The sequence below is a fragment of the Aquidulcibacter sp. genome (assembly GCF_049239865.1).
GTDB lineage: Bacteria > Pseudomonadota > Alphaproteobacteria > Caulobacterales > Aquidulcibacteraceae > Aquidulcibacter.
Genome location: NZ_JBMLTR010000088.1, coordinates 1 through 17,155, shown reverse-complemented (window position 1 = coordinate 17,155; position 17,155 = coordinate 1). Strand labels below are relative to the sequence as shown.

At 56.9% G+C, this 17,155-nt stretch carries 18 protein-coding genes; 9 read left to right on the top strand and 9 right to left on the bottom strand.

The window, feature by feature from the left end; translation table 11 throughout:
- Position 1 precedes the first annotated feature (1 nt).
- Positions 2-790: an adenosylcobinamide-GDP ribazoletransferase gene (gene cobS, locus ACOVRA_RS06575; protein WP_290808140.1), complete on the bottom strand. Its 789-nt coding sequence runs from the start codon at positions 788-790 to the stop codon at positions 2-4.
- 208 nt (positions 791-998) lie between these two features.
- Here cobS and cobT point away from each other — a divergent pair, with 208 nt between their 5' ends.
- The 5 genes from cobT to ACOVRA_RS06550 all read left to right on the top strand — a co-directional run bounded on the left by cobT (position 999) and on the right by ACOVRA_RS06550 (position 6,470).
- A complete protein-coding gene (cobT, locus tag ACOVRA_RS06570; RefSeq protein ID WP_421719592.1) occupies positions 999-2,036 on the top strand; it encodes a nicotinate-nucleotide--dimethylbenzimidazole phosphoribosyltransferase in 1,038 nt (345 codons plus the stop codon).
- Positions 2,036-3,466: a protein adenylyltransferase SelO gene (locus tag ACOVRA_RS06565; protein ID WP_421719591.1), complete on the top strand. Its 1,431-nt coding sequence runs from the start codon at positions 2,036-2,038 to the stop codon at positions 3,464-3,466. The genes cobT and ACOVRA_RS06565 overlap by 1 nt, the downstream gene beginning before the upstream one ends.
- A 186-nt stretch (positions 3,467-3,652) precedes the next feature.
- Positions 3,653-4,537, top strand: a complete 885-nt coding sequence (locus ACOVRA_RS06560; protein WP_421719590.1) for a hypothetical protein — start codon at positions 3,653-3,655, stop codon at positions 4,535-4,537.
- 96 nt (positions 4,538-4,633) lie between these two features.
- The gene (locus tag ACOVRA_RS06555) at positions 4,634-5,611 is read left to right on the top strand and encodes a retropepsin-like aspartic protease family protein (RefSeq protein ID WP_421719589.1); all 978 of its coding nucleotides are present in this window, start codon (positions 4,634-4,636) and stop codon (positions 5,609-5,611) included.
- A gap of 22 nt (positions 5,612-5,633) precedes the next feature.
- Positions 5,634-6,470, top strand: coding sequence for a GDSL-type esterase/lipase family protein (locus tag ACOVRA_RS06550; RefSeq protein ID WP_421719588.1), 837 nt, complete (start codon positions 5,634-5,636; stop codon positions 6,468-6,470).
- Positions 6,471-6,478: 8 nt separating this feature from the next.
- Here ACOVRA_RS06550 and ychF read toward each other — a convergent pair whose 3' ends face one another.
- The 4 genes from ychF to ACOVRA_RS06530 form a co-directional block, all read right to left on the bottom strand.
- Complete coding sequence (gene ychF, locus ACOVRA_RS06545) at positions 6,479-7,576, bottom strand: redox-regulated ATPase YchF (protein WP_421719587.1); 1,098 nt, start codon at positions 7,574-7,576, stop codon at positions 6,479-6,481.
- 106 nt (positions 7,577-7,682) lie between these two features.
- Positions 7,683-8,402 carry a hypothetical protein gene (locus tag ACOVRA_RS06540; RefSeq protein ID WP_421719586.1) on the bottom strand — a complete coding sequence of 240 codons (720 nt, stop codon included), beginning with the start codon at positions 8,400-8,402 and terminating at the stop codon, positions 7,683-7,685.
- Between the two features lie 88 nt (positions 8,403-8,490).
- Positions 8,491-9,114, bottom strand: a complete 624-nt coding sequence (gene pth / locus ACOVRA_RS06535) for an aminoacyl-tRNA hydrolase (RefSeq protein ID WP_421719585.1) — start codon at positions 9,112-9,114, stop codon at positions 8,491-8,493.
- Between the two features lie 73 nt (positions 9,115-9,187).
- Complete coding sequence (locus ACOVRA_RS06530; protein ID WP_421719584.1) at positions 9,188-9,781, bottom strand: 50S ribosomal protein L25/general stress protein Ctc; 594 nt, start codon at positions 9,779-9,781, stop codon at positions 9,188-9,190.
- Between the two features lie 150 nt (positions 9,782-9,931).
- Here ACOVRA_RS06530 and ACOVRA_RS06525 point away from each other — a divergent pair, with 150 nt between their 5' ends.
- On the top strand, positions 9,932-10,333 hold the full coding sequence (locus tag ACOVRA_RS06525) for a VOC family protein (protein WP_421719582.1): 402 nt from the start codon (positions 9,932-9,934) through the stop codon (positions 10,331-10,333).
- Here ACOVRA_RS06525 and ACOVRA_RS06520 read toward each other — a convergent pair.
- Positions 10,296-11,138: a hypothetical protein gene (locus ACOVRA_RS06520; RefSeq protein WP_421719581.1), complete on the bottom strand. Its 843-nt coding sequence runs from the start codon at positions 11,136-11,138 to the stop codon at positions 10,296-10,298. The genes ACOVRA_RS06525 and ACOVRA_RS06520 overlap by 38 nt on opposite strands.
- 15 nt (positions 11,139-11,153) lie before the next feature.
- Positions 11,154-12,437 (bottom strand): cytochrome P450, encoded by a 1,284-nt coding sequence (locus tag ACOVRA_RS06515; protein WP_421719580.1) that lies wholly within the window; start codon positions 12,435-12,437, stop codon positions 11,154-11,156.
- 233 nt (positions 12,438-12,670) lie between these two features.
- Between ACOVRA_RS06515 and ACOVRA_RS06510 the strand changes: the two genes are divergently transcribed.
- The gene (locus tag ACOVRA_RS06510; RefSeq protein WP_421719579.1) at positions 12,671-13,423 is read left to right on the top strand and encodes a S1 family peptidase; all 753 of its coding nucleotides are present in this window, start codon (positions 12,671-12,673) and stop codon (positions 13,421-13,423) included.
- On the opposite strand, the gene msrB is transcribed toward ACOVRA_RS06510, so the two are convergent.
- On the bottom strand, positions 13,411-13,833 hold the full coding sequence (gene msrB, locus ACOVRA_RS06505) for a peptide-methionine (R)-S-oxide reductase MsrB (RefSeq protein WP_421719578.1): 423 nt from the start codon (positions 13,831-13,833) through the stop codon (positions 13,411-13,413). The genes ACOVRA_RS06510 and msrB overlap by 13 nt on opposite strands.
- Positions 13,834-13,893: 60 nt before the next feature.
- Positions 13,894-15,168: a DNA polymerase IV gene (locus ACOVRA_RS06500; RefSeq protein WP_421719577.1), complete on the bottom strand. Its 1,275-nt coding sequence runs from the start codon at positions 15,166-15,168 to the stop codon at positions 13,894-13,896.
- Positions 15,169-15,226: 58 nt separating this feature from the next.
- Here ACOVRA_RS06500 and ACOVRA_RS06495 point away from each other — a divergent pair, with 58 nt between their 5' ends.
- Together ACOVRA_RS06495 and ACOVRA_RS06490 are read left to right on the top strand one after the other, a co-directional pair.
- Positions 15,227-15,646: a response regulator gene (locus ACOVRA_RS06495; protein ID WP_290807768.1), complete on the top strand. Its 420-nt coding sequence runs from the start codon at positions 15,227-15,229 to the stop codon at positions 15,644-15,646.
- Positions 15,647-15,650: 4 nt separating this feature from the next.
- On the top strand, positions 15,651-17,015 hold the full coding sequence (locus ACOVRA_RS06490) for a PleD family two-component system response regulator (protein WP_290807770.1): 1,365 nt from the start codon (positions 15,651-15,653) through the stop codon (positions 17,013-17,015).
- Positions 17,016-17,155 lie beyond the last annotated feature (140 nt).

The window sequence follows — 17,155 nt, the reverse complement described above, 5'->3', positions numbered from 1 at the left end:
TTCAGCCGACAAAGCCCGGGATCAAGGCAACAATCCCGGCCAAAGCCCCAAGTTCTGCTGCAATGGCACTTGCCCCCAAGGCGTCACCCGTTTGACCGCCCAAATGCTTGCGTGCCGTCAAGGCAATCGCCCCAGCGCCCAAGATTGTGCCAATCACAGCGCCAATGGCGGGACCCATGAAGCTCAATTGAAAGGCAAGGATAACACTGACGCCGCCAATGACCGCACCAATCACGGTCGCCGTCGTTGCTTCGGTTGCGGTGGGTTGTCCAGCAGAAGCAGAAATGCCGTCATCGGTCGCAGGCTTTAGAAGCGTCATCACATGCACAAGCGCCGTGCGGGCCAAAGTCCCGCTGATGATCAGGCACAGGCCCGCCTGCCAAGCTTGGGCAATCTCGGCCACCAAAAAGATTTTGAGGATGATCGCCAGCAAAAGTGCGACGCCGCCAAAGGTACCGATACGAGAATCGCGCATGATGGCTAGGCGTTCTGTAACCGTCTTGCCACCGCCGACGCCATCAAAGAAATCGGCAAAGCCATCTTCGTGGAAAGCGCCTGTGGTGACAACTTGCGACGCAACGGCCAAGGTTGCCGCGATATGAACGCTGCCATTGAACAACCACATGGCCAGACCATAGGTCAGCGCGCCGATAATGCCGGTCACGAGTCCCGCGACAGGGGCAGCCTGAAAGGCCCGCGTAATGCGCTCTCTCGGCAAGTCTTCCGGCCAAGTCACCGGCAGACGCGTAAAGAATATCAAGCAAATTCTGGCGTCATCAATAATGCGCATGGCGCGACTCAACTTTGGCTTATTTTGTAGGAACGTCTTTTCGTCCTTGTAGACGAACAGTTTGAAAATTCGAGATGATAATACTTAATGGCTGAGTGAAGCTTTGGCACTGTGGCGCCGAAGTCGCAGTGAGGCAACACCGCCTATGCTGTCTTTTCCACATCGCCTTGGCCTTTATTGCTACTTGATTGCGCGCTAGATCACCCACATGCCTCATGATGCCAGCGAGCCCCCCAAACAGCCCTTTGATGATATCCGTGCCTTGTTGCAGGACCTACCCAGTCGGGATGAGGAGGCCAGCGCCCGGACGGCTTGGCGGGAGAGCCAATTAATCAAGCCGCCAGGCGCCTTGGGGCGCCTCGAAGATATCAGCAATTGGTTGTCGGCTTGGACAGGTAAAAGCCCGCCGCAGGTGACAAGACCGATCATTGCCGTGTTTGCAGGCGACCATGGTGTCGCCGCACGCGGGGTCTCCGCCTATCCGCAAGAAGTCACTCGCCAAATGATTGACGCGATGGCCGCCGGTGGGGCTGCGATCTCCGTCTTGGCGCAGCAAGCAGGCGCTGGGCTCAAAGTCTATGATCTGGCGGTGGGCAAGCCGACACCGGATATTGTTGAGGCCGATGCTCTAACGGAGCAGGAGTGTGTGGCCACGATGGCCTATGGCATGGAGGTCTTGGCGGAAGGGACGGACCTTTTGGTTCTGGGCGAAGTTGGCATTGGCAACACCACGGTCGCAGCCGCCTTGGCTATGGCCTTGTTTGGCGGCGAGGCGTCCGAATGGACAGGCCCCGGCACGGGCGTTGAAGGCCCGGCTTTAGTGGCTAAGCGTGAAGTTGTTGAAGCTGCTGTGGGGCGCTTGGGCGAGGATCGCGCCGATCCGCTAAAGGTATTAGCCCGGGTCGGCGGGCGCGAATTTGCAGCCATTGCGGGCGCAATTCTGGCGGCCCGCTTGCAACGGGTTCCTGTGGTGCTGGATGGCTTTATGGTCGCCGCTGCCGCTGCGATTTTACACCAGATGAACCCCGAGGCGCTGGATCATTGCATCGTCGGCCATGTCTCGGCAGAGCCAGGCCATCGCGCGCTGTTGGCCCGTTTGGGCAAGCAGCCCATCTTGGATCTCGGCATGCGCTTAGGTGAGGGGACGGGGGCCGCACTAGCCGTGCAAATCATCAAGTCAGCGGTTGCTTGCCATGCCGGTATGGCGACCTTTGCCGAGGCTGGCGTTGCAGGGCCTGCCAACTGATGCCGGTCTCCAGCGCCTATCAGCCAGACCCACAGTTTTTTGGCCTAGGGCCGGAGTTTGGTGACCCGGTTCAGGCGGTTGATTTTCCGATGCACCGCCTTGTCTGGCGCGATCAGCGCGCGGCGGAAAGTGTCGGCCTTGAGACCTTAAGCGACGACGAATGGGTTGCCCATTTTGGCCGCTTTGAGACTTTGCCCAATATGGCCCAGCCGCCCGTGGCCATGCGCTATCACGGCCATCAGTTTCGCACCTATAATCCGCAATTGGGCGATGGGCGGGGCTTTCTGTTTGGTCAGCTCCGCGATCAAAAGGGTCGCTTGCTTGACTTAGGCACCAAGGGCTCTGGTCAGACGCCGTGGTCGCGACAAGGCGATGGCCGTCTCACCTTGAAAGGCGGGGTGCGTGAGGTTTTGGCAGCCCGCATGCTGGAAGCCCAGGGCGTCCCCACGTCCAAGGCCTTAAGCCTGATTGAAACCGGTGAAAATCTGATCCGCTCCGACGAACCTTCCCCCACGCGCTCGGCCGTTTTGGTGCGCCTTCAGCATAGCCATGTCCGCTTCGGCACCTTTCAGCGCCATGCCTTTCTCGATGCGCCCGAGCGCTTGACCGCCTTGGTCGATCATTGTGCGGCTGTTTATTACCCCCACTTACAGGCGCTAGACGGCCCAGAACGCGCGGCAGGCCTCGTACGCGACGTGGCGCTTGCCACGGCAGACATGGTCGCGGGTTGGATGGCTGCTGGTTTTGTGCATGGGGTTCTCAACACCGACAATATGAATGTGACCGGCGAGAGCTTTGATTATGGCCCGTGGCGGTTTTTACCAGTGGCAGACGGAAACTTCACGGCGGCCTATTTCGATCAGACTGGCCTTTACGCCTATGGCCGCCAGCCCGAAGCAGGCTTGTGGAACCTTAAACAATTGGCTGGGGCCCTCACACCGATTGGCGAGCTGGACAGTTTGACCGAGGCTGTCCGTGCTTATCCACCCGCCTTTGCCCAAGCCCAGCAGGCCGCGCTTTTGCGCCGCCTTGGCCTGCAGTTTGCGGCAGAGCCCGACGACAACCGCACCATGCTGGACGCCATGTTTGCGTTTATGGCGCGATCGGGCGTGTCGTGGGACGGCTTTTTCCACGATTGGTTTGGTGGCCTTGTCAGTGAAGCGCGCGCATTGGCTGGCCCGCGGGCTGACGATTACAAGGGCGAAGATTTCGAAGCGTGGTTCAAATGGCTCGACCGCTTTCAACCCGAGCGACCAGATCGCTTGAGCCACCCCTATTTCCAAGGGGCCGAGCCCGTAAGCTTGGTGATTGAGGAAGTGGAGGCCTTATGGGCCAAAATTGCAGAAGATGACGATTGGTCAGGTTTTCATCAAAAGCTTGCCGATATCACAAGTTTGCGAGAAGCGTTGGCTGAGGGCTGTTCTGGCTGATTAAGGCTGCGAAAGCCCTTAATTTCCGGTGGTTTTGATAGCATTTTACCTGCGGCTTTAGGACCTTTGTAAGCGGTCGCAGCCATACTATCCGCTGGTTGGGATGGCGACTGGGGCTTACGTCATCATCCAACCCACTTCGCGAGAGAACTTTTCGGGTTCGTTCAGCACGTGGGAGCCATCAAGATGCGTGAACGATTTGTCGCCTTTCTGCCTTTGACTCATAGCGTTGACTTTGCCCACGACCAAATCTTGGCGAGGTTGAGCGGCCTTTTCCCGTCGCTGATGTCCAAACTCCGCGTTGTGCGGGCTGGCGGCTTTGCAGAAGGTGGGGAAGGGGGACCCTGCTTTTTGGCGGTTGGCCCCAATGTCATCTCCGTGCATCTGCATCCCGGCCAGCCCAATCTTGAGTCACGCGAAGCGCTGGACTTGGTTTGTCCGGCTTGGTTCGGTTTGCGTTCAAACTTTCCGAGAATCCACGCCCATGTCGTTGTGCGCTCAGAGCAAGACGCAAACCACCCCGCCGAAGCACTGGCTATCGCCGCTGCCGTCAGCATGGTTGCAGCGGCTTTGATTTCGATTGTCCCCGCTGAAGAAATCATCTGGAAGACAGGAGAAGTCAGCATTGAGCCCCAAGCCTTTCAGCGGGCGGCTTTGCGTCTGACTATCCCTGAAATCAAAGTCAGTCATTGGTTGGCGTGGCGGAGTTTTGAGGGGCCAGCGAGCCCGCAAGGTGTGCCAAGCCTGATCTATCATTCCAAAGGTCTCGCACCGTTTTTTGGTCGCGAGCTTGAAACAGTGCCCTCTATTTTACCGCAGGCGGAGGTAGAAAAGCGTGTCCTGGCCGTTACGGACTTCTTGATTTTGCATGGGCCGCCCATCTTCGATGATATGCCGCTCTATGTCCCTGATCATGATTATGTGCGGGTGCGGCTGCGTGATCGCGGCCTCATCGACCCCAATCCTGTCCTGCTCCTGCGCATCGAGGCTGGCCCAGCGGCGGGGACTGCGCCACGCCATGGCCAAGCTTTGCCGGCTACAGGCGGCTTTGGCAGGCGGGCTGTCAGCTAAGCCTTTGCCAGGCGTGAGGGAATTGAGGCTTCCCTTTTTGCTAAACTGGTTCATGATCTTGGTTGTGTCGTCTAGGACGAACCAAAGGGGTAAGGCATGGCACTTCAACGTCGCGACTTAGTCACCAGTCTTCTTGGTTTTGGTCTGGCAGGTCCGGCTTGGGCACAAAAGGCAACACCTGCTGCAACTGAAACCGTCACGGTCACAGGCCAAACCCCGATCGTCACGCTGCAGACTTGGATCGATCTTTATGGTCGCCCAACGGCCGAAGTGAAGCTGAACGGTAAGGGCCCCTTCAAATTTGTTGTCGATACTGGCTCCAATACCTCTGTCTTGAGCCCGCGAGTCGCTAAGGCTTTGGAGCTTTCAGAATTGCCGATGCGGACGGTGCACGGTGTGACGGGCTCCAGTCAGGCCCATTTTGCCAAGGTCGGCCAGATCGAAACCGGGCGTAGCGTCTCCAATAATCTAACGGTCGCCATTATTGACGCGCCTGCCTTGGATAAGCTCGATGGTATCCTTGGCATGGATATGTTTGCCAATCGCCGGGTGCGGTTCAATTTCAGCCGGAAAACAGTTGATCTAGAGCCAGCTACGTCGAGGCGGCCACGCAAACTACCGATCTCTGTCGGGGTAAAGCTACGCCATGGATTGTTGATTGAGGCTGAAGGGCGCGTCGGCAATTTGCGGTCCAAGTGCATTCTCGACACGGGCGGGGATACCACCATCATCAATATGGCCATGCTGAATGCGCTCAGCGCTCGGGCAAGACGCAGAACTCGGCCTGAAGAAGCCCCAATCATCTTGGGCGTCACGAACCAACAACTCAACGGGGTGTGGGCCAATCTGCCAGAATTCAATCTCATTGGCCTCAATATCCGCCGGTTGACGGTGGTCGCAGCCGATGCGCCTGTGTTTAAGCTCTGGGGCCTTGAGAGCACGCCTGCCATGTTGGTTGGCATGGACATTCTAAGCCAAGTGGAGACATTGGTCGTGGACTATCGCCGTCGCGAAGTGGAGCTCCAATTGCTCTCCAGTTTAGTGGGTGGTGAGCACAACATTTATCGGGGCTAATCCCGATCGAGAGGAAATAATCTTGACAGGCAATCTGCGCGCTACCGGCACTTACAGCTTTTTTCGTTTGTTCGGGCTGATGTGTCTGCCAGTGCTTTTGCTGGCTGCCCCACAACTGGCCCAAGCGCAGTTTAAGGCCGCCAAACCTGAAGCCCGTGTGGAATATTGGCAGAACCGTTTGGCCACGATGGAAAGCCAATTGGCCGACAAGCAAGGCCTGTCTCAGTACCGCCTTGTGTTTTTGGGCGATTCCATCACCGACTTTTTCCTGATGGGCGAGAATTTGTGGTTTCCCGGCATCAAGAATGGCCGGAGCGTTTGGGATGCGACTTTTGCTGGCAGCGACCCTAGCCTTAAAGCCATTAATCTAGGCATTTCCGGCGACCGGATTGAGCATATGCTCTACCGGATCCAGCCCAAGCGCCAAGGCGGCCTCGGCCAATTGGATCATAAGAGTTTGAAGCCGGATTATGTGGTCATTCTGGCCGGGATCAATAATTCATGGGCGAGTGAAACCCCAGCCGATGCCAGTATTGTCGCCGGGGTCAAAGCGCTGGTCGCCAGTGTCCATGCGCGCCAACCCAAGGCCCGCATCATCCTGCAATCCCTCATGCCAACCCAAGAGGTGTCTCGCACCAAGGATGTGGTCATCCCCGTCAATCGCGAACTCAAAGCCTTTGCCGAACAGGATGCGCAGAAAGCCTATCTGACGTTCGTAGACCTCTATCCGCACTTCCTCACGGGCGAGGGGGCTCAGAACAGTGCCCTGTTCTATGACGGGCTGCACCCATCTGAGGCAGGCTACAAGGTTTGGCGCGATGTATTGGTGGCAGCTATTGCGGCAGACCGCGCCCGCTAAAGCACGCTTTAGGACGTGAAGCGGAAATGCATGACATCGCCGTCTTTCACAATATATTCCTTGCCTTCCAAGCGCATTTTGCCCGCTTCTTTCGCGCCGCTTTCACCCTTGAAGGAGACATAGTCCTCATAGGCGATGGTTTCGGCGCGGATAAAGCCCTTTTCAAAGTCGCCATGGATGACGCCAGCGGACTTAGGTGCTGTCCAGCCGCGATGAATGGTCCAAGCGCGTGCTTCTTTGGGCCCGACCGTGAAATAGGTTTGCAGGCCTAAGAGGCCATAGCCCGAGCGGATCAGTTTATTGAGGCCCGGCTCATCCAAGCCTGCGGCTTCGAGATATTCTGCGGCCTCTTCATCGTCGAGGGCTGCGAGCTCGGCTTCCATCTGCGCGCAAATAACAACAGCCGTTGCCTTATGCGCTTGGGCATAGGCTTCGACTTTCGCCGAGTATTCGTTCCCTGTCGCAGCCGAGCCTTCGTCCACATTGCAGACATAGAGGACGGGCTTTGCCGTCAGCAATTGCAACATGTCGTAAGCTTTTTGGTCTTCCTTGGCGGGCACAAACAAGCGTGCCGGCTTGCCTTCATCGAGCAGCTTTTTGGCTTCTATGCACAATTCCAGCGTCAGCTTAGCATCCTTGTCGCTCTGCTTAGCTTTTTTCTCGAGATTGGGAATGCGCTTTTCCAAGCTTTCCAAATCCGCCAGCATCAATTCGGTCTCGACCGTTTCAAGATCGGCGAGGGGGTCGATGCGGCCTTCGACATGGGTGATATCGTCATCGACAAAACAGCGGGTGACATAGGTGATGGCATCGCACTCGCGGATGTTGGCGAGAAACTGGTTGCCCAAGCCTTCGCCCTTAGAGGCACCGCGCACGAGACCCGCAATATCGACGAAATTCATGCGCGCTGGGATAATTTCCTTGGAGCTTGCAATAGCAGCCAAGGCGTTCAAGCGCGGCTCTGGCACGGCCACTTCGCCCACATTGGGTTCAATCGTACAAAACGGATAATTGGCGGCCTGTGCGGCTGCCGTCTTGGTGAGAGCATTAAACAGAGTGGACTTGCCAACATTGGGCAGGCCCACGATGCCACATTTGAATCCCATGATGGCGGTCTTTCGTAACTAGGATGGCGCGCGCTAGAACCGCGCGAGAAAAGCGTGCCGTGTCTTAGACAGTTTGCCGCCCAAAAGCACCCATCAATGGCAGGGCTCAAGCAATTGCCAACGTCCGCCATTTGCGCGCGTCGGCCTGAAAATGGCGGGGAACGCGAGACAAGCGCACGTCGAACTCTTGCAACTCGCGCGTGGCGTCGACGTCTTTACCGACAAGACGCAGAAAGCGGATATAGCGGGCTTGGGCTTCTAGGGTCGGGATGCGCGGTGCGGCAAAGGCATAGGCTTCCTCTGCATCCTCATTTTGCCCCAGAACTTCCGCAGCACGCGCGAAAACCAGGGCCTCAGCTGGACCCTCGCGGCCAAAAACACGCAATTGGTTGATCCGTTCAATTGCTTCCTTGTGACGACCAAGTTCGACCAACGTGCGCGCATGGCCCAGAAGGGCGGTGGGGTCGTCGACAAATTGTCCTTCTAGGCAGTCCCGATAGAGCATTTCGGCATTGGCAAAATCCCCCATCTCCACGCTGGCATGGGCTAGACGAAGACGATTGCCGACGGTTGGAGTCAGGTCAAAGGCTTCTTGAGCGGCCCGTAATTCCCGCGTCGGGTCCAAGGCCTTGATCACCTTTTGCTCAGCCTTGCGTACAGTTGAAAAAATGCCGGTATTGGGCAAGATTTCAAGCAAGACATAGATGGTCGAGCCAATACCCGGCGCAAAGAGAATCAAGAATATCCACCAAGTGGGTCGTCCAGTTCGGATGACATGTATGATCAAAGTCACCTGAATGATGAGAGACAAGATCAAAATAGGCATGATGCGATACATCCTCACGTTGGCATATGAAACTCATACCCACTAAGTTTTATCTCGCAAGATGTCTGGGATGTAGAAAAGCTCTTGCCTAGCTCGCGTCACCCGAACCACCGCGCAGCCAAGCTGGCACAGGCGGGGGAGGGGCAAGGGTTGAGACCTTGGTCTGGAAAGCATCGTGCTTGTCCTCCAAGATCAGAGGGGTTGTGCGGGCCACCGCGTCGCACAAAGTATCCACCCACGTGAACTCAGAGCTGGAGAAATCATCCAGCACATGGCTCAACATCTTTTCGCGTCCCGGATGGCCTACGCCAAGCCGCACGCGCTTAAAGCCCGCGCCAGACTGAGAGACGATGGAGCGCAGGCCATTATGGCCCGCCGTGCCGCCGCCAACCTTGATCCGACATCGGCCGGGCGTGAGCTCTACCTCGTCATAATAGACAATGACTTTGGCGATGGGGATTTTGTGGAAGGTCATGAAGCCACCGACACAGCGGCCACTCTCATTCATGAAGGTCTGGGGCTTAACCAGAATGATTTTCTGCGGGCCTGTCTCGGTCTCGATCACGCCTTCACGGGCAAGGCCCTGCAGGCGGCTGCGTTCGGCCCCGAAATTATACTGGCGCGCAATCTCATCCACGGCCATGAAGCCGATATTGTGCCGGTTCTTGGCATATTTGGCACCGGGATTGCCGAGCCCAACCAATAGAAACATCTGATCACCCCATGATCACAACAAAAAAGCCCCGGACGATGCCGGGGCTTTTATCACATGCATCCAAAAAGGCTTATGCTTCTTCGGTTGCTTCTTCTTGCTTGCCACCGCGGCCAATGATGGTCGCAACGGTGAAGTCGCGGTCGCGGATGGTTGGGCGTGCGCCGTCTGGCATACGAACTGCCGAGATGTGGATCACGTCGCCGATATCGCGGCCAGCCAAGTCGATGACCAATTCTTCTGGGATTTTGCCAGCAGGCACATCCAGAGCCACGGTGTGGCGAACGACGTTCAGCGTGCCGCCCTTTTTGATACCGGGGCAGGTGTCTTGGTTCAAGAAGTGCACAGGCACTTCAACCGAGATCACCGAGCCTTCATCAACCCGATACAGGTCAAAGTGGACTGGCAAGTCGGTGATGGGGTCCCATTGCACGTCGCGTGGGATCACAGGCTGGCTTTCGCCGCTGTGGTGCAAATCAACCATGTGGGCCAAGAATTTGCCAGAGCGGATCGCCTTCAGCAATTCCTTGCCCGAAGCAGCAATCGCCACTGGGTCTTTGCCGCCGCCATAAAGGATGCCGGGCACGAGGCCTTCACGGCGGGTCTGGCGAGCGCCACCGGTACCAGTGCGTTCCCGCACTTCAACATTGATCACGATGCCGGTCATCCCCGGTCTCCGTTCGTTGGTGTGTAAAAACTGCGCCGCCTACATGATGCAGGCGGCGCATGAGATTTCATGAAGGCGGGGCTATAGGGGAAAGATGAAAAGAACTCAACAGTGGGTGGCAGCTTTAGACCAGCATGCTACTGAATAAATATGTTCCTGTCCCATATTACCCTGCTCGTCAGCGATATTCCAAGGTCAAAGGCCTTTTATGAGGCGCTTGGTTTAGAACTCATCGTCGATGCCGCCCATTATTGCCGGTTCCGGGCCAATTTGGACGGGCAGGGCAGCCAAACCCTGTCAATCTCTCACAGCCCTGAACCCATTGGCGCATCGTGTCATGTGGGTTTTGAGTTTACGACGCCTGAGGCTTTGGACGCTTATGCTGATTTATTGCAGCGCCGGGGCTTAGCGCTGTCAGAACTGCCACAAGATCGTAGTTGGCTTTGGCGAGATGTGATTCTCCATGATCCTGACGGCCATGAAATCTTGCTGCTTTACGCCGGTGACAACAAACTCAACCCGCCTTGGCGGGTGGGGCGGTCACAAGATTAGGCGGGTTTAAGGGGCGCAGCGCGATACCCTGTTGCCCGACGAGGGCAGGTTGAGGGGCATTGGGCCTGCCTGAACAATCCTTGCCGTCGCCCATTTCGATTCCCTTTTGATCGAGGGCGATCTTTTGCAGAAATGTCCGCCGCGCCAAAATCTTGGGCTTTTGGCCTAAATCATCGCTAGGCTGCTCAATCGTTTCAACGATGCGCGTGACATGGGCGCGGGGCAGGACAAAGCTGTCCACACGGCGGTGATAGAGCACGGCCTCTGGGTCGCGCCCAGTAAGCCCTGCAATGCACCAGTTCCGTGATCCTGCAGCGGCAGCGGGTAATCGACGGTCGGTATAGAAGCGCATCGGATCGCCTGTGCTTTGCGGCGTCCGCTGAGCCGCGATTTCCCGCTCATAGCCTGAGCATGCAGGCGTGCCGTAAGGAGCCAAAACGAAGGTCACCGGCCCTGCCTGATCACTGAGAGGCACCAAGGTCCAGCGTCGGCTGTCTTGGGCGGGTAAAGCTGCGCCTTCTGCCAAAGCCTGTGCCGTGGTCTCAAAGCTTGCTTGGCCAAAGCCCGAGCGCATGGCTTCGGTGACTTCATTGCCGCTGCCGCGCCCATCGGCAAACCAGATGGACGTGGTCAAGATCGGGCTATCGGGGAGTAGGTCAGGCTCGGCTGCTTTGCATAGGGCTCGCCACGAGGGAGTTGCCACGCGTTGATCGGCTGCAGGCGGAGTCGCCGCGCAACTGCTCAGCCACATAAGGCCTGCCAAGGCTGCGGATAAGGTGAGGCGGGTGAGGGAGTTTTCAGCCATCACCCGCTAGCCCCTCTACTTCCGCAAAATCACGCGCATCGACTCATAGCCTTTCACAAAGGCTGAGCGGATGCGGGTGGGTTCGGAGACGACTTGGATGTCGGAATAGCGCTTCAAGGCTTCTTCCCAGACGATTCGCAATTGCATTTCGGCCAAGCGATTGCCGACGCAGCGGTGAATGCCAAAGCCGAAGGACAAGTGGTTGCGTGCCCGAGGACGGTCGATCCAGAAATCATTTGGACGTTCAATCATCTCGTCATCGCGATTGCCCGAGACATACCACATCACGACCTTGTCGCCCTTTTTGATCTGCTTGCCGCCCAGTTCAACATCTTCCAACGCCGTGCGGCGCATGTGCGCGAGCGGGGTCTGCCAGCGGATGATTTCTGAAACCATGTTTGGAATCACGGAAGGATCAGCGCGTAATTTCTTGAATTCCTCAGGATTTTTCGAAAGGGCATAGAGCCCGCCAGTCAAGGAATTGCGCGTGGTGTCATTGCCGCCCACGATCAACAAGATCAGATTGCCGAGATATTCCAACGGCTCCATATTGCGGGTTGCTTCGCCATGGGCCAGCATGGAAATCAGGTCATTGCCGCCGCTATTATTGACCCGCTCGTTCCACAAATTGGTGAAATAGGCGAGGCATTCAAAGAGTTCCGCGCGGCGCTGATCTTCGGTTTCGATGAGGCCGCCTGGAATGGGCTGCGCGGTGGCCACATCCGACCAACGAGTCAGCTTGCGGCGATCTTCCCAAGGGAAGTCAAACAATGTGGCCAGCATCTGGGTAGTCAATTCGACAGAGACTTTATCTACCCAATCAAATTCCTGATCGATGGGCAGTTCGTCGAAGATCAGATTGACCCGCTCGCGGATCGTGCTTTCCATTTTGGCGAGATTGTCTGGACCAACGATGGGCTGCACGACTTTGCGCTGGGCGTCGTGCTTGGGCGGGTCCATGGCGATGAACATCGGCAGGATGAAGTCTTCGTCAAAGCCAACAATGGTAATCCCGCCCAAAAAGGCGTCGGATGAGAATTGATGGTGGTTGGTATCAACCGCCATAATGTCCTTATAGCGGGTGACAGACCAATAGCCGCCAACTTTTTCCTCTTGGCTCTCGCACCAATGGATCGGGTCTTCCTTGCGCAGGCGCTCAAAATAAGGCCAGTGGCAATCATGGGTCCACAGTTCTGGCATGGCGACGTCAATCTCTTCAAGCGGGATCGACCAAGCCCGTTTGGCGTGGTGTTCTTGAACAGATTTGAATTCTGCAGGATTGAAGTTGCCGTCGGCCATAGAAATTCTCCCAATGTCGAGACCATTATGTGCGATGCTCGTTGGATACATGGGGCCACATTTTGAGGCTTTTGTCACCCCCTGACGCATGCGTCATGTTTGAAAAAATTCTTGAGAAGAAGACTTTACGCAGCCCGAGGCCGCATCGGCCCTATTTCCAAAAGCCTGCCAAGCCTTTAGCTTCACTGTAAGCACAAGGCCCCCGCGACATTACCGCAAAAGGATCCCAGAAAATGGATTTGAATATGGCCTTGATGCGGGCCACATTTAAGCTGGACCAGCGCCAAAACGACGGGGCGACAACGGTTGGTACAGGCTGGCTGGTGCGTCTGCCGGGGGCGGATGGGCATCTGGCGCTTGTGACGGCAAGTCATGTGCTGGACCGCATGAAGCAAGAGCAGGCCTCCATCCATTGGCGTCGCATGGATGCAGACGGCCGCTGGCACCGCGAGCCAGCCCCCATTCGGATCCGCGATGGGGTGGGTACGCCCTTATGGCACCGCCATGTGGATCGCGACATCGCCGCAATTGCGATCGACCCGCCGGCCCATACCCATGACTGGGCCATAGGCTTTGACCAACTGGCCGATGATGAAGCGCTAAAATCCTATGACGTTCAGCCGGGCGATGAGATGTTGGCGCTGGGTTATCCGCGCGGCTTATCGGCCAATGAGATCGGCTTTCCGATCCTGCGTGCGGGGCGGGTCGCCTCTTACCCCTTGTGGCCGAGTGCAGATTTCCCGACCTTTTTGATGGACTTCGCCGTCTTTGCCGGCAATTCCGGCGGCCCAGTCTATATGTCAGACCGGGCACGCAAACGGGTTGGCGCACGTGATTTTCACGAGGCGCAATTTGTAGCAGGGCTTCTCGCCCAACAAGTTGTTTTGACTGATGAAAGATTGGAAATCGGCATCGTGCTGCACGCGGCCTTCATTCGCCAATGCTTATTAGGCCTGGCGGCCAAATTGGGCGTTCAGTCTGTCTGATCTTCCTTGGCTTGGAACACCAGAACCACGCCATTGATGCACCAACGTTGACCTGTTGGTGCCGGACCATCTGGGAAGACGTGACCTTGGTGGGCACCGCACGTCGCGCAATGGCATTCGGTGCGGGGGTACAGCAGCTTCCAATCGGTTTTCGTGGCAACGGCTTCTGCTGAGATCGGCTGGGTAAAGCTGGGCCAGCCGGTGCCGGAATCAAATTTGTCAGCCATGGTCCATAAAGCAGTACCGCAGCCAACGCAGTGGAACGTGCCATCGCGATGTTCATTGTTAAGCGGCGAGGTGAAGGCGCGCTCGGTGCCTTCTTGCCGGGCAACTTGAAACTGAGCGGGCGTCAGTATCGTTCTCCATTCGGCATCGGTTTTTTCGACAGTGAAGCGGGCGGACTTGGCCATGATGTTCTCCTATGGGCCTCTTTACGCAAGGCGGGCGCGATTGGTTGCAGTCTTTATGCGTCACATGCCGGTCTTCACGACGCCTTTGCCATAGCGGGCATGGACTGAATCGAGTGCCCGCTCTAGGGCCGCGCGCTTGGGCGCTTGGGTATTTAACAGATCGCCCTGATCGGCACCTTCCAGCGCACTCAGATCAGAAAGACCAACCCCGATCAGGCGAAAGGGCCCTTTGCTGATTTCCGCGCTCAGCAAAGGCCGCGCCGCGTCAAACACTACGCGGCCCGTGGCGGTTGGTTCTGGCAAAGTCAGCCGCCTTGTGACCTGTTTAAAGCCAGAAGTCTTGAGTTTTAGGGTCACCACCCGGCCAGCATGGCCCTTAGCTCGGCTGATTTCACCGACTTTGGCGCATAGGCGTTGTAGAATCGGCTCCAACTCCTCCAGGCTCTTTAGGTCATGGTGGAAGGTGGTCTCAGACGAGATCGACTTGCGCTCACTATCGGGTTCCACGCGACGGTGGTCGATGCCGCGCGCCATATTGGCCAGCCTTGTCCCGCCATCGCCATAGCGCCGGGTGAGGTCTTCGGGCTTTGCCGCGGCGAGGTCGCCAATCAGCTGATAGCCATCGCGGTTCAACGCTTTGGCAAAAGCCGGGCCGACGCCGTGGAGAAAGCCCACAGGCTTGGGCCATAAAATCTCAGGCACATCTTCGGGTCCCAAAATCGCAAAGCCGCGCGGCTTATCCAGATCGCTCGCCGTTTTGGCCAAAAACTTGTTGCAAGACAGACCGATGGAGACAGTCAGGCCCATCTCTGTCTCAATCTTGTGCTGAAACCGCGCCAAAGTCAGGGCAGGGGCACCGTGATGCATTTGGTTAGTGCCCGAAAGATCGAGATAGGCCTCATCAATCGAAACAGGCTCGACCAAGGGCGTCAGCGCCTGCATGGCTTGGCGAATGGCTTTACCTTCGCGCGCATAGAGGCCCATGTTCGGTGGGATCACCGTCGCATCTGGGCAAAGCTTCAGCGCCTTAAACATTGGCATGGCCGAGCGCACACCCGACGCCCGCGCAATATAGCAACAAGTTGCCACCACGCCGCGTCGCCCACCCCCGACAATGACAGGCTTATCGCGCAGCTCTGGCTGATCGCGCTTGTGGATCGCTGCATAAAACGCATCGCAGTCAATGTGGGCGATGGCGAAAGTTTGCAGATTTTTGTGGCCAATTTGTCGTCTAGAGCCGCAATTCGGGCAGCGCAGCGCGTGTTCGCTACCCTGAGATACGTCCTGATAAAAACAATCGCGGCATAGACTTGGCAAGGCTCGATTAACTCCCATGCGATACAAGCACATTTCAAGCTTAGGGTCACTCTAAGCAAAAAGATTGGAGCGGAGTATGGCGGCGTCGGTCGCAACTCATGAAACGGAACAGCCGTTGGCGGAGCCAAAGGCGCAAAAAACCGTGATGATTGTTGAGGATAATGAACTCAACATGCGGCTGTTTCGTGATCTATTGGCAGCCTTTGGCTATCGCACGGTCGAGACGCGCGATGGGCTGATGGCGCTGGATTTGGCGCGCGCTGAAAAGCCCGATTTGATCTTAATGGACATTCAATTGCCAGAAGTCTCTGGCCTCGACATCACGCGCTGGATGAAGGCCGATGATGAATTGGCCAGCATTCCCATCATCGCCGTAACCGCTTTTGCCATGCGTGGCGATGAGGAGCGGTTCCGCGAAGGCGGCTGCCAAGATTATCTCTCCAAACCCATTTCCGTGGCCACCTTCATTGGCGCTGTGCGTAAGTTCATAGGATAAACCGATGAGTGCACGCGTTCTTGTAGTTGATGATGTAGAGCCCAATGTTCGCTTGCTGGAAGCCAAGCTTCAGCACGAATATTATACGGTGATCACGTCGAACTCTGGCGAAGATGCCATTGTGAAGGCCAATCGTGAGAATCCCGATGTCATCCTGCTCGATGTCATGATGCCAGGTCTCGATGGCTTTGAGACCTGTAAACGCCTGAAAGATGATCCCGCCACCCGCCATATTCCGGTGGTGATGGTAACGGCACTCGATCAGCGCGAAGACCGCGTCAAGGGCCTCGCTGTTGGGGCTGATGACTTCCTCTCCAAGCCGATTGACGACATTACTTTGTTTGCCCGCGTGAAGTCGCTTGCCCGCTTTAAGGCCGTGGCCGATGAGTTGCGCCTGCGTGAAGCGGCTGGCCGTCGCATGGGCGTGATTGAAGGCGGCTCAAACCGTGAATTGGGTCTCAATGCCCGTATCCTGATCGTGGAAGATGACCCCCGCCGGGCAGCGCGACTTAAGCGCACCTTGGAAGCCGAACAGCGCCCGATGCTGATGCAGGACTCCAATGAATTGGGTCCTATGGGACAATCGACTGTCGAATTGATGATTATTTCGGCCTCTGGTGCGTCGTTTGACGGCCTGCGCCTTGCCGCCCACGTCCGCGGCCAAGAAAGCACCCGCAGTCTGCCGATCCTTGCGATCTGCGAGCCGGAAGAAAAAGTCAAAGCGTTGCGTGCGCTGGAAGTGGGCGTCAACGACTTCATCTATCGCCCGATTGATGATGAAGAATTGCTGGCCCGCACCCGCACCTTGATCAAGCGCAAGCGCCATATTGATCAGTTGCGCCTGACGGTGGATTCCAGCATGGAATTGGCCGTGACCGACCAGCTGACCGGCCTGCATAACCGCCGCTATATGGAAAGCCAGTTGAAGTCCTTATTGGCGCGATCCTCACGCGGTGGGCCACCGGTTTCGGTGCTGATCGCCGATATCGACCACTTTAAGCGCGTCAACGACTTGTTCGGCCATGATGCCGGCGACAATGTGATCCGCGAATTTGCCGCGCGCTTGGCGTCCAACTTCCGGCCGCGCGATTTGGCCTGCCGCTATGGCGGGGAAGAATTCGTGGTCATCATGCCCGAAACCAATGCGAATGACGCCAATATGATTGCTGAGCGTCTGCGCTCGTCCATCGAAGAGGCTGCCTTCTTCTTAGGGACCGCGCGCGACACCTTGGAAGTGACCTGCTCGGTTGGGGTCGCGGTCGCCAAATCCAACGAACTTGACTACGAAACCCTACTCAAACGCGCCGACGAAGCGCTCTATGTCGCCAAACGCAGCGGCCGCAATAAGGTTGTTTCGCAGGCGGCTTAAGGGGATCAAGCCCCTCGCCCTCTGGGAGAGGGGAGAGGCCAAGCTGCTCTTAGAGAATGTCACCTTTAGAGCCATTCCACTCAGAACGCCTTTGCCGCGTCAAAGGCGATGCCTGAGTTTTGGGGCGCAAATTCCTCAGG

Excerpts from the sequence above, each read along its gene's own strand:
- ACOVRA_RS06520 (WP_421719581.1), bottom strand. The coding sequence starts at position 11,138 with ATGGCTGAAAACTCCCTCACCCGCCTCACCTTATCCGCAGCCTTGGCA.
- ACOVRA_RS06555 (WP_421719589.1), top strand. The coding sequence starts at position 4,634 with ATGGCACTTCAACGTCGCGACTTAGTCACCAGTCTTCTTGGTTTTGGT.
- ACOVRA_RS06530 (WP_421719584.1), bottom strand. The coding sequence starts at position 9,781 with ATGACCGGCATCGTGATCAATGTTGAAGTGCGGGAACGCACTGGTACC.
- ACOVRA_RS06500 (WP_421719577.1), bottom strand. The coding sequence starts at position 15,168 with ATGGGAGTTAATCGAGCCTTGCCAAGTCTATGCCGCGATTGTTTTTAT.
- msrB (WP_421719578.1), bottom strand. The coding sequence starts at position 13,833 with ATGGCCAAGTCCGCCCGCTTCACTGTCGAAAAAACCGATGCCGAATGG.
- ACOVRA_RS06565 (WP_421719591.1), top strand. The coding sequence starts at position 2,036 with ATGCCGGTCTCCAGCGCCTATCAGCCAGACCCACAGTTTTTTGGCCTA.
- ACOVRA_RS06560 (WP_421719590.1), top strand. The coding sequence starts at position 3,653 with ATGCGTGAACGATTTGTCGCCTTTCTGCCTTTGACTCATAGCGTTGAC.
- cobT (WP_421719592.1), top strand. The coding sequence starts at position 999 with ATGCCTCATGATGCCAGCGAGCCCCCCAAACAGCCCTTTGATGATATC.
- cobS (WP_290808140.1), bottom strand. The coding sequence starts at position 790 with ATGCGCATTATTGATGACGCCAGAATTTGCTTGATATTCTTTACGCGT.
- ACOVRA_RS06495 (WP_290807768.1), top strand. The coding sequence starts at position 15,227 with ATGGCGGCGTCGGTCGCAACTCATGAAACGGAACAGCCGTTGGCGGAG.
- ACOVRA_RS06515 (WP_421719580.1), bottom strand. The coding sequence starts at position 12,437 with ATGGCCGACGGCAACTTCAATCCTGCAGAATTCAAATCTGTTCAAGAA.
- ychF (WP_421719587.1), bottom strand. The coding sequence starts at position 7,576 with ATGGGATTCAAATGTGGCATCGTGGGCCTGCCCAATGTTGGCAAGTCC.
- ACOVRA_RS06540 (WP_421719586.1), bottom strand. The coding sequence starts at position 8,402 with ATGCCTATTTTGATCTTGTCTCTCATCATTCAGGTGACTTTGATCATA.
- ACOVRA_RS06525 (WP_421719582.1), top strand. The coding sequence starts at position 9,932 with ATGTTCCTGTCCCATATTACCCTGCTCGTCAGCGATATTCCAAGGTCA.
- pth (WP_421719585.1), bottom strand. The coding sequence starts at position 9,114 with ATGTTTCTATTGGTTGGGCTCGGCAATCCCGGTGCCAAATATGCCAAG.
- ACOVRA_RS06490 (WP_290807770.1), top strand. The coding sequence starts at position 15,651 with ATGAGTGCACGCGTTCTTGTAGTTGATGATGTAGAGCCCAATGTTCGC.
- ACOVRA_RS06510 (WP_421719579.1), top strand. The coding sequence starts at position 12,671 with ATGGATTTGAATATGGCCTTGATGCGGGCCACATTTAAGCTGGACCAG.